Here is a 15,791-nt window from a genome sequence, read left to right as displayed (position 1 = left end):
CTCGCCGACGCGCGGCGGCGGTGGTACGTCCAGTGTCCCAACCCGTCGAAGGACAGCACCAACCACTACCTGCCGGCCACCCTGGCCGACTACGCCGACCCGCTCGTCGTCGCGCTCGTCGGGCGGCCGAGGTCCGGCAAGACCCACCTGGTGGTCGCCATGATCAGGGAGTTGCTCGGCGGCGCGTCCGCCGGCGAGCACGGCCTGCGGGCCGAAGCGCTCGACTTCTACCAGCACGTCACCTTCAAGCGGAACTACCTCGACCCCTTCGAGCGCGGCAGCCGCCTGCCAGGCACCCGCGTGGAGTCCGGGACGTATCTCGAATGGCTGGTCGTGCAGCACGGCGGGGTCAAGCGCCCGCTGGTGTTCTTCGACGTCGCCGGCGAGGACTTCCGCAACCCGGCCGAGAACGCGCGGTACACCCGCTTCCTGGTGAACGCCGGCGCGCTGCTCTTCGTCGAGGACGCGCCCTGGATCTTCCGCCACCTCGCGGAGGAGCAGGACCTGCGGCTCGACGAGACGCTGAAGCTACCCCCCGGCGCTTCCAACGAATGGGTGCAGGAGGCGGTCAGCAGGCTACCGCCCGGACGACGGGACCTGCCCGCGGTGGTGGCACTGACCAAGTCGGACCGGCTGCGCTACCACACGCCGGCGGACCGGTGGCTGCGCGAGCACGACGGTGGGCAGCTGTCCCCGGAACGCATGTTGGCGGAGACCCGCGACGTGTACGCGTTGCTCCACAGCGCGCGGGCGAACTCCGTCATGATCCGGCTCTACGGCGAGTTCGACCGCTGCACCATGCACTTCGTGTCGGCGACGGGCGGCGCGGTCGCCGAGAACGACACCTTCCCGGTCGGCGTGCGGCCGCAGCGCGTGCTGGTTCCCCTGCTGGCGCTCTTCGCGATGGTCGGCCTGATTCCCGGACCGAACGCAGATCGGGTGGGCAGATGATGCGCCAGGACACCGGTAGGGCCGTGGAGCAGATCCTCTTCGGCTGGACCCCCAAGGGGGGCATCGGCATGCGGCGGTACTCGATCGGGTTGAGCGACCGCGAAGCCGACAACTGGATCGACCGGCTCAGCAAGTACAACCGCCTGTCGCCGAGCTTCGTCGACCACCGCCCCTGGGTGCCCGAGCGGGCGTTCTCCTACTTCGAGTTCGCGGACCGGACCGCGGCGTTGCTGGCCCGGTTCAACAGCGGTGAGATCGGGCGGAACAGCTCGCACGCGCTGGTCGGCCACGTGGCGGACCTCCGTCCCCACGCGATGGCACTGTCCACTTGGGAGTCGTGGTACGCGGACGATCCGTGCATCACCCTGTCCCCCGTTGACCAGAGCAACTGGAAGCACTGCGCGGTCAGGTGGGCGGACGAGGTACGGCTCGGTGCGCAGGACCGCCGGACGGCGCTGGTCGCGCTCAGCAGGGAGGTGTTGCTGGGGGAGGCCACGCACTTCACGGTGCCGGTCAACGTCGACTACGACCCCCTGCCGCTGCTGGCCCTGGTCCGCAACGTCCTCGACCCGGTCCTGTCCGCGCCCGGCGCGGAGTTCAGCTGGACGTACTCGACCTACGAGGAGTCCGACACGGTGCCCGAGGCCTCGGTCGGCAGGGACGGGGCACCGCGGTTCTGGTTCGTACGTCAACTCCCCGACTCCGGGCAGACGGACCGGCGCAGGGTGTCGATCGATCGGGGAGTCGAGGACGACGCCCACGCGGGTCTCGCCGCGGAGCTGGTCAGCAGCTATCTGCGGTCGCCGGACAATTACGCGGCGATCATGAGGGACAGGCTTTCAGGCATCAGTGACCCCGGCCGGCGGGTGGCGCACCTGCTGGACGGCTACTACCCGTCGATCGACCCGAACGACGCGACACGATCGCCCGTTGCCCCCCGTCCGCGGGAGCCGGACTGGCCGGCCCAGGACGAGACGGCCGGCGCCGTTCGAACGTGGCCTGATCAGCCGGTGTCCACCACGACCAGCCAGGCGACGGGCACGGGGGCAGCCGAGTTGCCTTCCCCACCGTCCACACCGGGCGGCTTCGGCCACCAGTTCAGCAACGGAGGTCCCACCGTGGGCGGCGCGGCGGGACCGAGCGCCCGGCTCCCCGCCGGTGTCGACGACATCCTCACCAGGCTCTACGACGGTAGGGGGCTCACCCAGTCCGACGTGCGCCGCCACGTGGCGGAGCTGAGGAGGCGGTGGGAGGCGGAGAGCCCGTACGAGACCGAGGCGCTCCGCGTCGTGCGCCACGCGGAGCGACGCCTGGGGTGGCATGACCGCGTGCTGGCGGGCGTGGTCGCCGGCCTCGTCCTGGTGGCCGTCCTGGTGTTCGCCACGGCCCGCCGCGAGGTGTCCGTGCCCACGCCCCCTCCCGTCACAGTCACGGTCACGGTCACCAAAACCATTCCGGCGCAGCAGACCACCGCTGCGCCGACGCGGCCGGGAGGACAGACCCACGACGGGCACCGCTGAGGGGCCGTCCTGGTCGACCGGCGCCCTCCGGGGTGCACCTGAAACCTGTTGACATGGAACGGAGTTTCAGGCCCACTTCCGCGCAGCCCTGCCCGCCGGAAGGCATGAACCGCCAGGCCCTGCCGCGATTGCGCGCCACCTGCTGTCCACGTCGACGAGGAGCACCGCCATGTCCCGTGCCACCAACCTCGTGAGCGCCGCCCTCGCTTCGGTGCGGCCGTCGTGCTGCTGGCCGGCTCCGCGGCACCGGCGCCGCGCCCACCGCGTACGCGTCCGGCGCCGGTCCACTGTGGAACATCCTGAACTGGGGGGCGGGACGACGCGCACATCGGGATGGCCTGAAGGTCTGGCGGTCCACCGACGCCGGCCGGACGTGGCGGCTGACGAAGGCCCCGTTCACCCCGCCGGCCGGCAGGGTCCTCGGCGCGACCGGGAGCTGCGCGTGCACCGCGAGGCCAGGCTGCTGCCCGACGGCACGATCGTCGTGCCCGCGTACCTGGCCTACGTGGGTGAGCGGCAGGGCAGCATCATTCTCCAGTCCACCGGCGGAGGCCGGACCTGGACCCAGCGCGGGCAGATCCCCGCGCCGGTGGCCACCAATGAGGTCGGCTGGTCCTTCACCACGGACAACCGCCTCGTCGCCGCGGTGCGCACGGGCGAGAACCGCGTGCGCGCCGCCGTGCACGGGGCTCGTGGTGATCGTCGCGGTGCTGCCGGCTCCGGTGACGTCCCACTCGCTCACGGCCGTCGCGGAGCCCTCGAAACCGGCGTTGGGCACGAACCGCGCGCCGGTCCAGTCGGCCTGCGGCCGGACGGGGAGTTCGGAACTGCTGGCCGGCAGGATGGCGCCGGCCAGCAGCCCGCCGGCCAGGACGAGACCGAGTAGCCGACATCGCCCCGACCGCGCCAGCGGAGGAGGGTGGCGGACATTCCACTCCTCACCCGGCGGGTGGAGCGAGAGGGTAGAACCGGCCGCCGGCGCCGCGGAAGCCTTTGCGCTCAGTCGAAATGGTGCCGGCTCACGCCACGTCGCCGGCCAGGAGGGCGCGGCCCTGCGCCGTGAGCGCGTGGAGCACCGACTGGCCTGTCCGGCGGCTGCTGACCAGTCCGGCCGACCGCAGCACCGACACCTGCCGGCTCGCGGTCGGCTGGCTGGCCCCGATGCGCGTGGCCAGGTCCTTCGTGTTGCACGGGCTGTCGCGGATCGCCTCCAGTACCCGCGTCCTGGTCGAGCCGAGCAGTGCGGTCAGCGGCCCGCGGATCGTCTCGGTGACCTGCCAGGCCGCGTCGCGGCGGATCGGGTAGACCAGCGTCGGCTCGAACGCGTCGTCGAGGAACGTGGTCGGTGTGCCCCAGCAGAAGAACGACGGCGCCAGCAGCAGGCCGCGACCCTCCAGCCGCAACTCCCGGTGCACCGGGTAGGCCAGCTCCAGCACCGGGTACGACCACCGCGCCGTGGGGTGCAGCTCCCGCAGGAGCAGCTCCACGCCGCCGGTCGCGAGCAGCTCGGTCTGCCTCTCGCGTTCCCGGTCCACGGACAGCCGCACCTGCGGCCAGTGGGGCGCTAGACAGGCCGTGAAGTACTGGTCGGCGGCCGAGGCGAGCCGGCGGAGCACGTCGGTCCGACCGTCAGCGAGCGCCGCGGTCCACGACGGCAGCGGTCGTTCCGCCGCGAGGACGGCCAGGTCGGTGCGCAACCGCCGCTTCGGGGTGCTCAGCAGCGTCTCCACACCCGCGGCGAGGGACGTGCCGCTCGGGGTGAGGAAGTCGGCGTAGTAGCCCCGCGCCGGCGCCAGGTCCATGAGCAGCCGCGTGCTGTCCGGCACCGCCGTCGACGCCGACCGCCACCAGCTCTCGAAGAACAACCCGCCGTCGCGCCTGCGCAGCCGGTGCAGGCTCAGCACGATCTCCCACATCGGCTGCGACGCGGCGCTGAGCCTGGTCCTTCCCAGGTCGTCGGGGGTGAAGATGATCCTCAGCACGACACACCTCGGTCCGATCCGTCGCCAACAGCTCCTCCCCGCGCCGACGATAGCCGTCGGGACGCGGACCGGCGCGCTCACCGGTGTGCCGCTGATTTGTCCGGTTCGCCGCATGGCGGCTGTCGGATCCGGGTAGTTCACCGGGGACGGTGGGACGTGTGCGGGAGGCAGCAGGACGTGAACGACGAGTTGCGGCGCGCCGCGGAGAAGGTCTTCCCCGAGCTGGCGGCCGGCATCGAGATCGACTGGACCGACGTCGACGAGCCGGACCTGCGGTGGCCGGACGGGACGCGGCTGGACACCTGGCGGGAGAACTACCCGTACGACACCAGGATGTCGCGGGACGAGTACGACCCGACCAAGCGGAAGCTGCAGATCGAGCTGCTCAAGCTGCAGTACTGGGTGGCCGACACCGGGCAGCGGCTGGTGATCGTGTTCGAGGGCCGGGACGCGGCCGGGAAGGGCGGCACGATCAAGCGGTTCACCGAGCACCTCGACCCGCGCGGCGCCCGCGTGGTGGCGCTCGCCAAGCCGGGCGAACGGGAACGCGGCGAGTGGTACTTCCAGCGGTACGTGCGCCACCTGCCCACCGCCGGTGAGATCGTGCTGTTCGACCGTTCCTGGTACAACCGCGCCGGCGTCGAACGCGTCATGGGTTACTGCACCGACGAGCAGTACGACCGGTTCATCGAGCAGGCCCCGGTGTTCGAGCGCATGCTCGTCGACGACGGGGTGCTCCTGGTCAAGCTGTGGTTCTCGGTGTCGCAGGCCGAGCAGCGCACCCGGTTCCTCGTCCGCCAGCTCGACCCGGTGCGGCGGTGGAAGCTCAGCCCCACCGACATCGAGGCCCTGGCCCGCTGGGACGCCTACACCACGGCGAAGGTCGCCATGTTCCGCGCCACGGACACCGTGCGCGCCCCGTGGACCGTGGTCAAGAGCAACGACAAGCGCCGCGCCAGGCTGGAGGCGATGCGCAGCGTCCTGGCCCGCTTCGACTACACCGAGAAGGACCCCGCGGTCGTCGGCACCCCGGACCCGCGCATCGTCGGCGCCGCCGCCACCCTCCTGGAGGCCGGCGAGGACGACACGACCCTGAGCCCCACCCCGATCGAACCGGCCCACAAGCCCCAGCCCGGCCTCCACCCCGAGGCGGATCCGGTGTCCACGCGCTTCTCCTGACCTCGGCGGACGACGTGGAGTCGTCGGTTCCGCACGTGGGGGCATCCACCAGGAACGACCGGCCCTGGTCCGCCGGGGGAACGCCCTCACGGGTCGGGCGCCGCCCAGGTCATGACGACCGTCGTGCCTTCCTCGCCCGGCATGACGGTGCTGCGGTGGGACAGGCCCTCGATCAGCGGGATTCCCCGGCCGCGGATGCCCTTGTGGTCGGGCGGCGGGCGCCACACCCCGTGGTCGACGACCGTCACGACGACCCCGCCGGCGGTGGCGCGGGCGTGCAGCTCGATGATGCCGCCCTGGCCGCGGTAGGCGTGCTCGGCGGCGTTGGCCATCGCCTCGTAGGCGGCCAGGACCAGGTCGCCGCGCTGGTTCGTGGGCATGCCGACGGCCAGGGCCCATTCGGTCAGTGCGCAGCGGGCGTCGACGAGGCTGTCGGCCTGTGCGTTGACCCGACGACGGAGCTCTCGGCCGGAAACCAACGGGCTGCCCTACTGCCACACCTGCCCGCAACCCTGTCAGCGCGCGGGTTTCAGCGCGTCCTCGAGGTTGGCGACCACGGTCAGCAGGTCGGTGAGGCCCGTCGTCTCCAGCGTGCGCATGACCGCGTCGTTGCCCGCGGCGACGAGCATGTCGACCCCCGCGTCCGCGCACCGCTGGTTCAGGTCGACGAGCAGCGACAGGCCCGCCGAGGCCAGGAACGTCACCTCGGTCGTGTCGACGACCAGCGGCAGCGTCGGGCTCGCCTTGCGCTCGAGGCCGACGAACTCCCGGCCCAGCTGCAGTGACGTGGCGAGGTCGACCTCTCCGACGACGTGGACGACCAGCGCGGCGTCCGTGACTTCCCTGCGCACCGTCAGCTGCTGGTTGTCGTTCATGTGGTGATCTCCTCGTGCCGTCTGGGCCACCTTAACCACTCGACGGTCGACCCGCTTGTCGTGGAAGTTCGGTGCGGAACGCGACGAGCGCGATGTCGTCCTCCGCGTCGTGGCCGAAGCGGTCGAGCAGGGAGTCGCACAGCGCCTGCAGGTCGACGTCGTGGGTGACGTGGTCGCGCAGCGCGGCCAGGCCGTCGTCGACGGTGGTGCGGCGGCGTTCCACGAGTCCGTCGGTCACCAGCAGCACGAGCGTGCCGGGCGGCAGCTCGACCCGGGTGGCGGCGGGGCGTGGCCACCCGGCGCCCAGGAGCGGGCCGGACACCGGCAGGTACCTGCTGGTGCCCGAGCCGTCGGCGATCAGCGGCGGCAGGTGGCCGGCGTTGGCGACCTCGGCCGTGCCGGTGACCGGGTCGACGAGCATGAGGCACATCGTGGTGAACCACTCCGGTTGGAAGCGCCGCACGAGGGCGTCCAGCCGGTCGAGGATGGCGACGGCGTCGTGGCCCTCCAGCGCGTAGGCACGCAGCGCGTGGCGGATCTCCCCCATCGCGGTGGCGGCCTCGATGGAGTGCCCGACCACGTCGCCGACCGCCACCAGCACGCGGTCGTCCAGCTCCGCCACCTCGTAGAAGTCGCCGCCCACCTCGATGTTGTGCGCGGCGGGCACGTACCGCACCGCCAGGTCGAGGCCGGCGACGTCGGGCACCTCCCGGGGCAGGAGGCTGCGCTGGAGCGTGAGGGCGAGGGTGTGCTCCTCGGAGCGCGCACGCATGCCCTCGCACGCGAGCGCGGTCGCCTGCCCCAGCTGCAGCAGCAGGTGCCGGTCCTCGTCGGAGGCGACCTTCGCGGCGTCGACCGCGACGCACACGGGCTGCCGGGACTGCACCGGTCTGGTGACGAACACCGTCGCCGGGGCGCCGGGGTGCCAGTCGAGCCGGTCCACCGTGACGACCTCGGGCAGCCCGCCGCGCATGATCGCCGTGCCCGCGGGTTCGGTGTGGACGACCGGGTCCGCGCCGGGGGCGGCGGTCACCGCCGTCACCGTGTCAGGCGGCACCGAGGTGAGGACCGTGGCCGTGCCGCCGAACATGGTCGCGGCACCCCTCGCGGCCGCGGCGAGCAGGCCGTGGAAGCTGGTGGCCGAGTTCAGCTGGTAGGTGATCCTGGTGAGCTCGTCGAGCCGGGCCGCGAGCCGTTCGGCGAGGGTGCGCGCGCGGTAGTACCGCAGCGCCGCCTCGACCGTGGCGACCAGCACTCGGGGGTTGACGGGTTCGACGAGGTAGGCGTCGGCTCCCCCGTTCAGGCCGTTCACCTCGTCCTCGGGCTCGATGGCCGTGGCCGACAGGTGGATCACCGGCATGGCCGCCGTCCTCGGGTCCGTCTTGATCCGCGCGCACACCTCCAGGCCGCTCATGTCGGGCAGGTTGACGTCGAGGACCATGAGGTCCACGGACCCGCCCAGGGCCAGCGACAGCGCCTCGGCACCGGTGGCCGCCTCGGTGACCCGGTATCCGCCGCGGCGCAGCCGGCTGGCGATCAGGTAGCGGCTCGCCTCGACGTCGTCCACCACCAGGATGGCGGCGGGCTCGACGGCCGGCCCCGCGGTCGTGGTCATTCCGGCACCGCCTTCGGTAGGACCATGAGCGCCTCGCTGATGGCGAGCCTGATCGTCTCGGTGGACAGCTGCGACTTCGGCAGCAGTGCGGCGCCCAGCCCCGCGTGCGACAGGTCGAGGCCCTCCACGGCGGCGGAGCTCACGATGATCACCGGGATGTCCCGCAGGTCCGGCTTCTCCCGCAGCACGCCGAGCATCTCCCGGCCGTTCATGCCGGGCATGTAGAGGTCGAGGCAGATCAGGTCCGGCCGACGCGCGGCCACGGCGTCGAGTGCGGCGCGGCCGTCCTCGGCGTGCCGGACCTCGCCGGTGAGGTCGCGGAGCAGGGCGGCCATCCGGTCGCGGAACTCCTCGTCGTCGTCCACGACGAGGACCGAGCCCAGCTCGGGCAGCCCGCGGTCGTCGGGGTCGCGCACGGGCAGCCGGAGGGTGACCGTGGTGCCCCGGCCCAGCTCGCTGGTGAGCCGGAGGTCGCCGCCGAGGATCTCGGCGAGCCGCCGCGCGTAGGACAGGCCGAGCCCGGTGCCCGTCACGCGGACCTGCAGCTCGCCAGGGACCTGGTGGAACTCCTCGAACACCCGCTCCAGCTGGTCGGCCGGGATGCCGATGCCGGTGTCGCTGACCGTGAAGCGCACGTGCCGGTCGCTCTCCTCCATGGCGGCGGACAGGCGCACCTCGCCCCGCTCGGTGAACTTGACGCTGTTGGACAGCAGGTTGCGCAGGATCCGCACCAGCATGGTCCCGTCGGTCCACAGCGGCGGCAGGCCGGCCGGCTCGTCGACGACCAGCGTGACGTCCTCGGCGCGGATCGTGGAGCGCAGCGTGCCGCGCAGCTGGCGGAAGACCTCGTCCAGCCGCACCCGCGTCAGCTGGGGGACGAGCCGGCCCGACTCGGCCTTCGCGGTGTCGAGCAGCTCGTTGACGAGCGCGAGCAGCGTGGCGCCGGAGTCCTCGACGAGGCGCACCTGGCGGCGTTGTTCCTCGGTGAGTGGGTCCCCGCCCGGCTCGGCCAGCAGCCGGGCGAGGCCGAGGACGGAGTTGATCGGCGAGCGCAGCTCGTGGCTGATGGTCGACCAGAACCGGGTCTTCGCCTCGTTGACGGCCTTGAGCTGGGTCGACTTCTCGTTCAGCTCCGCGTACAGGGCGACCACGCCGCGGTTGGTCTCCTCCAGCTCCTCGGACAGCTCCTTGTACAGGGCCATCACACCGCGGTTGGTCTCCTCCAGCTCCTCGTTGAGCCGCAGCAGCTCCTTGCGCTGGGCCTCGATGTTCTCGAGGTTGTCGAGCAGCTCCTGGTTCTGCGCACGCAGCTCGTCGAGGGGGTCGGCCGCGCGGCGGGCGGTGAGCATGGCACGCAGCTCGGCCAGCTCGGCCGCGGCCAGGGGCGGCAGCGCGACCGGTCGCCGCTTGCCGAGCCGCAGCACGCTGCGGCCGTCGGCGTGCGTCTCCTCGACCATGTCCAGCAGGCGCGACGCGGTCACCCAGCCCGCGGGCAGCGCGGTCCGCGGCGGCGCCCCCTGCCAGGTGAACTCGATGCACAGGTTGACCGGCGGGCCGTCCTCGACCGTGAAGGCGACGGTCGCGACCACGCCGAGCCGCACCAGGTCGCGGCCGATGTCGCTGAGCGCCGCGGCGAGGCGCAGCTGGTCCTGCCGGTCCAGCCCGATGGCCTCGGCGATCTCCCGGCCACGCTGGCGGACGGTGAAGACGTCACGCTCCGCGCTGCTGGTCATCCGCAGCACGTCGTCCCGCGATCCGGAAATGGTCACCTGCCCGCGGGTCTGGCGACCAGGACCCCGGCGTCGTCACGCCGCACACCAGCGTCCCGCAGCAGTGCCGCCGCGATCAGGAGCGGTTCGCTCGCGAACAGCCGGTCCCGCTCCTGCGGTCCCCACCGCTCGGTGAGCCCGTCGGAGTGCAGGACCACGACCGCGGCCGGGGGCAGCGAGTAGTCGAAGGTCCTGATGGTGCGTGCCTGGTAGCCGGCGATGCCCGGCACCGACACCATGGCCTGCTTGCGCCCGCCGGCGACGACGCTGGCCCCGATGTTGCCCAACCCGGCGAACCGCACGGTGGCGCGGGTGGGGTCGAGAGCGGCCACCGCCACCGCGCCGCCGCGGGTGCCGCGCATGGCCGTGTGGATCCGACCGAGCACGTCGCCCGGTTCGCCGCCGCGGTCGGCGTGGAACGCCCGCAGGGCGGCCTGCGCCGCCCACGCGGCCAGTGGTCCGTGGCCGGAGCCGTCACACATCATCAGCAGTATCCGCTCGCCGTCCTCGCAGACAGCGTAGGCGTCGCCGCAGGCCGTCTCGCCGTCGAGCGGCCGGGTGATCCCGGCGGCCGCGGCGGCCAGGGCCGCGGGCGTGGCGCGGTCCGGGTGGAACCGCGCGGCCACGACGGTGCCCCGGGCCGGCTCGGACACCACCGAACAGGTGTCGGCGAGCCGGCCGACCGCGCCGAGCCCCACGCCCAGGGTGCCGGTCGACGAGCGCCCGTCCTGCCACACCTCGTCGACGTCGGCGATCCCGGGCCCGCTGTCGATCGCGACGACCTCGACCGCGGCGTCCGTCACGGCCCGCACCGAACGGATCACCAGCACGCCTTCCCGCGCGTGCTTGTGGAGGTTGGTGCCCAGCTCAGTGACCGCGATCTCCAGCTCGGCGGTCCGGGTGGGCGAGAACCCGAGCTGCCCGGCGAGCGTCGACGCGACGCGGCGAGCGCGGCCGGGTGCCGAGGAGTCCTCGACCCGCACCCAGCTGACGTCCTCGGTCACGGGCAGGCAGGCGGGGTCGGTCATCGGGCCCACTTCACGACCGTGACGTCCGTCCCGCGGCCCACCTCGGTGTCGAGGTCGAACTCGTCGACCAGCCGCCGCGCGCCGGACAGGCCGAGGCCGAGGCCCTTGCCGCTGCTCCAGCCGTCGGCGAGCGCCAGCGTGGTGTCACCGATGCCGGGGCCCTCGTCGTGGAAGGAGGCGCGGACGCCCTTGCGCCTGCCGTCGTCGACCAGCTGGACGGTCGCCGTGCCCCCGCCCCCGTAGACGAGCGTGTTGCGTGCGAGCTCGCTCGTCGCCGTGACCAGCTTCGTCTGGTCCACCAGCGACAGCTTGGCCTGGTTCGCGTAGGACCGCACGAGCTGGCGGACCCGGACCACATCGCTGTCGCCCGCGATCGTGACCTCCGCCGTGGCCCCGGGCGGGGTGGTCATCTCAGGGCCGCGGCCGAGCCACCGGACGCGGCCTCGCCGTCGTCGGTCAACCCCCTGCGCCGGGCCCGCTGTTCACGGAGGATCTCCATGCCGCGCTCGATGTCGAGCGCCGTGCGCACCCCGCCGAGCGACAGCCCGAGCTCGACCAGCGTGATCGCGACCGCGGGCCGCATGCCGACGACGACCGTGTCGGCGTCGAACAGCCGCGAGATCGACGCGATCGTGGCGAACATCCGGCCGATGAACGAGTCGACGATCTCCACCGCGGAGATGTCGATGACGACACCGTCCGCGCCGGTGGCGCTGATCTTCTCCGCGAGGTCCTCCTGCAGCGCGACCGCGCTCTCGTCGGACAGGTCGATCTGGATGGAGACCAGGAGCTGCTCCCCGATCCGCAGGATCGGGACCCGTTCGGTCACCGCGTCACCTCCGACCCGCGGGAGAACTCCACGTGGTCACGGCGCAGCGCGTGCCGGAGCGCGTCGGCCAGCGTCGCCTTGGTCACGATGTCGCCGAACTCGATGCCGAGGTCGACGATCGTCTGCGCGATCTGCGGGCGGATGCCGGAGATCACGCACTCCGCGCCCATGAGCCGGGCGGCCATGACGGTCTTGAGCAGGTGCTGGGCGACCTGCGTGTCCACCGCGAAGACACCGGTGATGTCGATGATGGCGTGCCGCGAGCTGGTCTCGACGAGGGACTCGAGCAGCTTCTCCATCACCACCTGCGTGCGCGCGGAGTCCAGCGTGCCGACCAGCGGCACGGCCAGCACGCCCTCCCACAGCTTCACCACCGGGGTCGTCAGCTCCAGCAGCTGCTCGGACTGCTCCTTGATGATCTCCTCGCGCGCGGCCGTGTAGGTCTCGAACGTCCACAGCCCCAACGCGTCCAGCAACGTCGAGAACCTCAGCAGCTCCCGGGACATGTCGGGCGTCTCGTCGCTCTCGGTCAGCTCGGACACCGCGCGCTTGAGCGCGAACACGCTCGACGCGGTCTCCGACGGCGTGAAACCCTGCCGGGCACGCGTCCGCGACAGGTCCGCCAGCAGGGCCCTCACCTCGCCGAACTCGTCCGTCGCCAGGTCGGCGCCGTCGCTGCCCACGACCGGCAGCAGCGTCCGGTACAGCTCCCTGAAGTCGCCCTCGAACTCACCGGTCGTCAGGCGGCCGCGCGCCGTCCCGGCCGCCAGCTCGACCCACCGGGTGACCACACGATCGCTGTCCGCACGCAGCAGCTCCGCCAGCCGAGAACCACGCCCAAACTCCGTCGCCACCCGTTCCTCCTCGTCATGGCCCTGCGATGGGCGCTGACCCTAGCTTCTGACGTTCTGATCGGCGCCGGATCCGGACGCCGCGTCACCGGCGCCGTGTCGCCGCCTGTCGTGGGTGATGAGATCACAGCCGGCAGCGCCCGTTTTCCACTGGCCCGCGCCACGGCTCCGAGCGACCGGTGATGGTTGATACCACCGACCGCGAGGGATTATTCACGGAGCGTTACTTTTGGAGGCGATGTCGCCGAACTGTGAAAAACTGGCGCCGTATGTCAGGGGCGTTTGTGACGTCAGGAGCGCATTCGTCGCAGGGCGCACGGATGTCCTTGCCGGCGATGGTCGTCGACACGGGGGGAGGCGCGTCTGATGACTGATGTTCGCGACGAGGTAGTGGCCCGCGCCCTCGGCGAGGAACTACGACGCGCCAGGGAGAGCATCGGCTGGACCCGCGACGAACTGGCCGGCCGCATGACGACGGAGATCCAGCCCAGGACGATCGCTTCCTACGAGCAGGGCGCCAGGTACTGCACGGTGGTTCGGTTAGCGGAAATCTGCCGCACACTGCGCATTTCGGCACCGGAACTGCTGGGAATGGCCCTGCAACGCGCGGAGATCGACCTGAACACCATCTCTCTACAGGTCGACCTCCACGCACTGACCCGCGACGACTCGGACGAACTGAGACCGTTACGCGCATGGGCGGACAGACGGCTCGCCCTCAATCCCGAGTCCCGCGTAGCCGTACTGAAGGTGGAGGTCGTTCAGGAAATGGCAATCCTCTTCGACTACACCCGATCTCAACTGGTCAGATATCTCACCAAGTTCACACCACCGGCGATTGCACATCCTTAGCGGGTTTATGGAACGGAAAGGTGAGTTGAGTAGCCTCCGGCTCCTGTCCGGACGCACTCAAGTCGACGGGACTCGAGTGCGAGACGACGACCACCGCCTCAGACGCGTCACCGACAGGCGAGGCCGCCTGAGGCGATAGGGCCACGACACTGGCCAACATCATCGTCACCAACGGTCGCAATGGTCCGTCCTCCTGACAAGCACATGATCGGCTGAAGGAGGACATGATGCCCATCCGCCCGGGGCCTGTCAAACATGACCCTTACACCAAGCAACAGTGTTTATCTTGGTGCGCGTGTAAAAATGACACGCATCGTGTACGAGCTGTATACTATCGAACTCCACGTATAACTATCCAGATCGGAATCTGGAGTTCACAGCAGCGGCGAGCCAGTCGAACAGACGAGGAAGGGAGGAGGCTGTGGGTTCGCCCTCGGTAGACGGCCGTGCTACCGATCCTGGGTGCCATCCCCGAGCGTCGTGGGCGCCTTGTTCCGTCAGGGGGAACCGTGGCCGATTTTGGCTCGGACGGTGGCCGAACTCGAAAGGTTGCCCACGTATTCGTAGAGACGGGCGGCCTGTTCCCAGTCCAGGGCCGCCTCACCGGCGTCACCGTTCGCGAATTCAATGTCGCCCAGAACGTCGCGGGCGTGCGCCTCGCCGACCACGTTCCGGGTGTTTCGGCACAGGTCGACTGCCTGGCGCGCGAACGTCATGGCATTGTTCAGGTCACCGCTGTCCTTGTTGATGGCGGCGAGCGTCGTGCAGATCTGCGCGGTGAGTTCCAGATCGGGAATGGCCTCGGCAATGCCCAGTGCCTGCTCGCAATACCTCGACGACGCGGTGAGATCGCCGAGGTCGCGATAGACGGCGGCCATTTCCACCAGGGCCGCGGGAAGGGCCGACTGGTCCTCGCCGCGAAGTGCGAAGGACCTGGCGTCGCGCAGGTGCTCGATGGCCTCGTCGTAGCGCCCCGCGGTGCGCAGTGCCGTCCCGAAGCGGCAGTGTATCCAGGTCAGTACCGCATCCAGCTCTGTCTCGCGTGCCAGTGCCAGGCACTGCTCGTAGAGGTCGAGAGCCGCCACCGTGTTCCCGCGTTGCATCTCGAGCCCGGCGAGGTGGAAGAGGACGGACGACTGACCGCGTTTCTCCCCCAGGTCGTCCACGATGCAGCGAGCCAGCCGCAGGTCCTGGAGCGCCGCGGCGTGCTCGCCAACAATCGTGCGTACCATGCTGAGCGCGACGAGAGAGGAGGCCTCACCAAAGCGGTCGCCCCCCTCGCGGGCCGACTGGACGGCGAGCTTCCGCACTACGATGCTGTCTTCGTAGTAGCCGTGTCGATCGAGATAGGTCGACATCGTGTCGGCCAGTCGCCACACGTAGGAGTGCAGGCCCCGGGCGGCCGCGTAACGGGTCACCGCCACCAGGTTCATGCGCTCCCGTTCGAACCAGTGCTTGGCCTCCGTCGCGTTGGCGGGGAGCACCGGCGTGACCCCGTCCTCCACCGCCAACGGGTCGGGGGGAATGTTGCTCGGGTAGAGCGCGGTGTCGGCGGCGGAGGACGAGGCGAGGTAGAAGCTCGCGATTCTCCGGTCCGCCGCGGCGCGTTCGCTCTCCGGCTCGTCCGACTCCGCGCGGCTGCGGGCGAACTCGCGGATCAGGTCGTGGAACTGGTAGCGGTCGAGCTCGTGCGGTTGCTCGAGGAGGTGCGCGCCGAGGAGTGCGCGCAGGCTCTTCGCCGTGTCCGCTCTCGCGGTCGCGGCGCACGCGCATGCCGCGTCCAGGCCGAAGTCGCGGCCGGGGTGGAGACCGAGCAACCGGAACAGGCGCCGCTCGGTCGGGGCCAGTGCTCGGTAGGACTGGGCGAAGAACACGGACGTGTTGGCGGGGACGTCACCGTCGTCGCCGACCTCGAAGACCAGTTGGCGGTGCCCGAGCTGCTGGGCGAACTCGGGCAGCAGGGCCGGTGGCACGGTGGCGACGTGCTCGGCGAGCACGCTGATGACGAGGGGCAGTCCGCCGCACAGGTTGACGACGCGGGCGAAGTCACCTCGGTCGAGCCGGCGGCGCCTGCGCAGGCGCAGGGCGAGCAGCTCACCCGACACGGCCTCGTCCATCGGCTCGACGCGCAGCTGGTGGGCGCCGGCGGTCGCCAGGTTGGTCATCCGCTGCCGGCTGGTGATGAGCACGACCGCGCTGGGCATCAGGCCGACGATGTCCCTGACGTGTCCGGAGTCGCGTGCGTTGTCGAGCACGACGACCATGCGCCGGCCGTCGAGGAGGCGTCGGAGCAGCCGTTCGCGTGCCCGGCGGTTGAGGGTGTGGTCCGGGGGATGTCCG

General features: G+C 71.1%; 15 protein-coding genes. 5 read left to right on the top strand and 10 right to left on the bottom strand.

Annotated elements, in window-relative coordinates; all coding sequences use genetic code 11:
* The 3 genes from ACJ73U_RS06585 to ACJ73U_RS06575 all read left to right on the top strand — a co-directional run.
* A partial coding sequence (locus ACJ73U_RS06585; protein WP_407776628.1) for a TRAFAC clade GTPase domain-containing protein occupies positions 1–951 on the top strand: 951 nt, incomplete at its 5' end.
* On the top strand, positions 948–2,471 hold the full coding sequence (locus ACJ73U_RS06580) for a hypothetical protein (RefSeq protein WP_407776627.1): 1,524 nt from the start codon (positions 948–950) through the stop codon (positions 2,469–2,471). The genes ACJ73U_RS06585 and ACJ73U_RS06580, both read left to right, overlap by 4 nt.
* 373 nt (positions 2,472–2,844) lie before the next feature.
* Positions 2,845–3,357, top strand: a complete 513-nt coding sequence (locus tag ACJ73U_RS06575) for a sialidase family protein (RefSeq protein WP_407776626.1) — start codon at positions 2,845–2,847, stop codon at positions 3,355–3,357.
* A gap of 133 nt (positions 3,358–3,490) precedes the next feature.
* Here ACJ73U_RS06575 and ACJ73U_RS06570 read toward each other — a convergent pair whose 3' ends face one another.
* The gene (locus ACJ73U_RS06570) at positions 3,491–4,453 is read right to left on the bottom strand and encodes an ArsR/SmtB family transcription factor (protein WP_407776625.1); all 963 of its coding nucleotides are present in this window, start codon (positions 4,451–4,453) and stop codon (positions 3,491–3,493) included.
* A gap of 177 nt (positions 4,454–4,630) precedes the next feature.
* Here ACJ73U_RS06570 and ppk2 point away from each other — a divergent pair, with 177 nt between their 5' ends.
* The gene (ppk2, locus tag ACJ73U_RS06565) at positions 4,631–5,632 is read left to right on the top strand and encodes a polyphosphate kinase 2 (RefSeq protein WP_407776624.1); all 1,002 of its coding nucleotides are present in this window, start codon (positions 4,631–4,633) and stop codon (positions 5,630–5,632) included.
* 86 nt (positions 5,633–5,718) lie between these two features.
* Here the strand turns inward: ppk2 and ACJ73U_RS06560 are convergent, their stop codons facing one another.
* Genes ACJ73U_RS06560 through ACJ73U_RS06525 form a run of 8 tightly spaced genes read right to left on the bottom strand, consistent with a single transcriptional unit; the run spans position 5,719 to position 12,602 of the window.
* A complete protein-coding gene (locus tag ACJ73U_RS06560) occupies positions 5,719–6,111 on the bottom strand; it encodes an ATP-binding protein (protein ID WP_407776623.1) in 393 nt (130 codons plus the stop codon).
* A gap of 36 nt (positions 6,112–6,147) precedes the next feature.
* A complete protein-coding gene (locus ACJ73U_RS06555; protein WP_407776622.1) occupies positions 6,148–6,507 on the bottom strand; it encodes an STAS domain-containing protein in 360 nt (119 codons plus the stop codon).
* A gap of 31 nt (positions 6,508–6,538) precedes the next feature.
* Positions 6,539–8,122 carry a SpoIIE family protein phosphatase gene (locus ACJ73U_RS06550; RefSeq protein WP_407776621.1) on the bottom strand — a complete coding sequence of 528 codons (1,584 nt, stop codon included), beginning with the start codon at positions 8,120–8,122 and terminating at the stop codon, positions 6,539–6,541.
* On the bottom strand, positions 8,119–9,891 hold the full coding sequence (locus tag ACJ73U_RS06545) for an ATP-binding protein (RefSeq protein ID WP_407776620.1): 1,773 nt from the start codon (positions 9,889–9,891) through the stop codon (positions 8,119–8,121). Before ACJ73U_RS06545 ends, ACJ73U_RS06550 begins: the two co-directional genes overlap by 4 nt.
* Positions 9,888–10,919 carry a SpoIIE family protein phosphatase gene (locus ACJ73U_RS06540; protein ID WP_407776619.1) on the bottom strand — a complete coding sequence of 344 codons (1,032 nt, stop codon included), beginning with the start codon at positions 10,917–10,919 and terminating at the stop codon, positions 9,888–9,890. Before ACJ73U_RS06540 ends, ACJ73U_RS06545 begins: the two co-directional genes overlap by 4 nt.
* On the bottom strand, positions 10,916–11,329 hold the full coding sequence (locus ACJ73U_RS06535) for an ATP-binding protein (RefSeq protein WP_407776618.1): 414 nt from the start codon (positions 11,327–11,329) through the stop codon (positions 10,916–10,918). The genes ACJ73U_RS06540 and ACJ73U_RS06535 overlap by 4 nt, the downstream gene beginning before the upstream one ends.
* Positions 11,326–11,748: an STAS domain-containing protein gene (locus ACJ73U_RS06530; RefSeq protein WP_407776617.1), complete on the bottom strand. Its 423-nt coding sequence runs from the start codon at positions 11,746–11,748 to the stop codon at positions 11,326–11,328. Before ACJ73U_RS06530 ends, ACJ73U_RS06535 begins: the two co-directional genes overlap by 4 nt.
* On the bottom strand, positions 11,745–12,602 hold the full coding sequence (locus ACJ73U_RS06525) for an STAS domain-containing protein (RefSeq protein WP_407776616.1): 858 nt from the start codon (positions 12,600–12,602) through the stop codon (positions 11,745–11,747). Before ACJ73U_RS06525 ends, ACJ73U_RS06530 begins: the two co-directional genes overlap by 4 nt.
* A 363-nt stretch (positions 12,603–12,965) precedes the next feature.
* Here ACJ73U_RS06525 and ACJ73U_RS06520 point away from each other — a divergent pair, with 363 nt between their 5' ends.
* Complete coding sequence (locus ACJ73U_RS06520) at positions 12,966–13,451, top strand: helix-turn-helix domain-containing protein (protein WP_407776615.1); 486 nt, start codon at positions 12,966–12,968, stop codon at positions 13,449–13,451.
* 497 nt (positions 13,452–13,948) lie between these two features.
* On the opposite strand, the gene ACJ73U_RS06515 is transcribed toward ACJ73U_RS06520, so the two are convergent.
* The coding region (locus ACJ73U_RS06515; RefSeq protein WP_407776614.1) for a tetratricopeptide repeat protein at positions 13,949–15,791 on the bottom strand (1,843 nt) is incomplete at its 5' end.

Source organism: Actinophytocola sp., assembly GCF_045807065.1.
Lineage (GTDB): Bacteria > Actinomycetota > Actinomycetes > Mycobacteriales > Pseudonocardiaceae > Actinophytocola.
The sequence above is the reverse complement of the archived record's forward strand: the minus strand, read 5'-3'. Positions and strand labels throughout refer to the sequence as shown.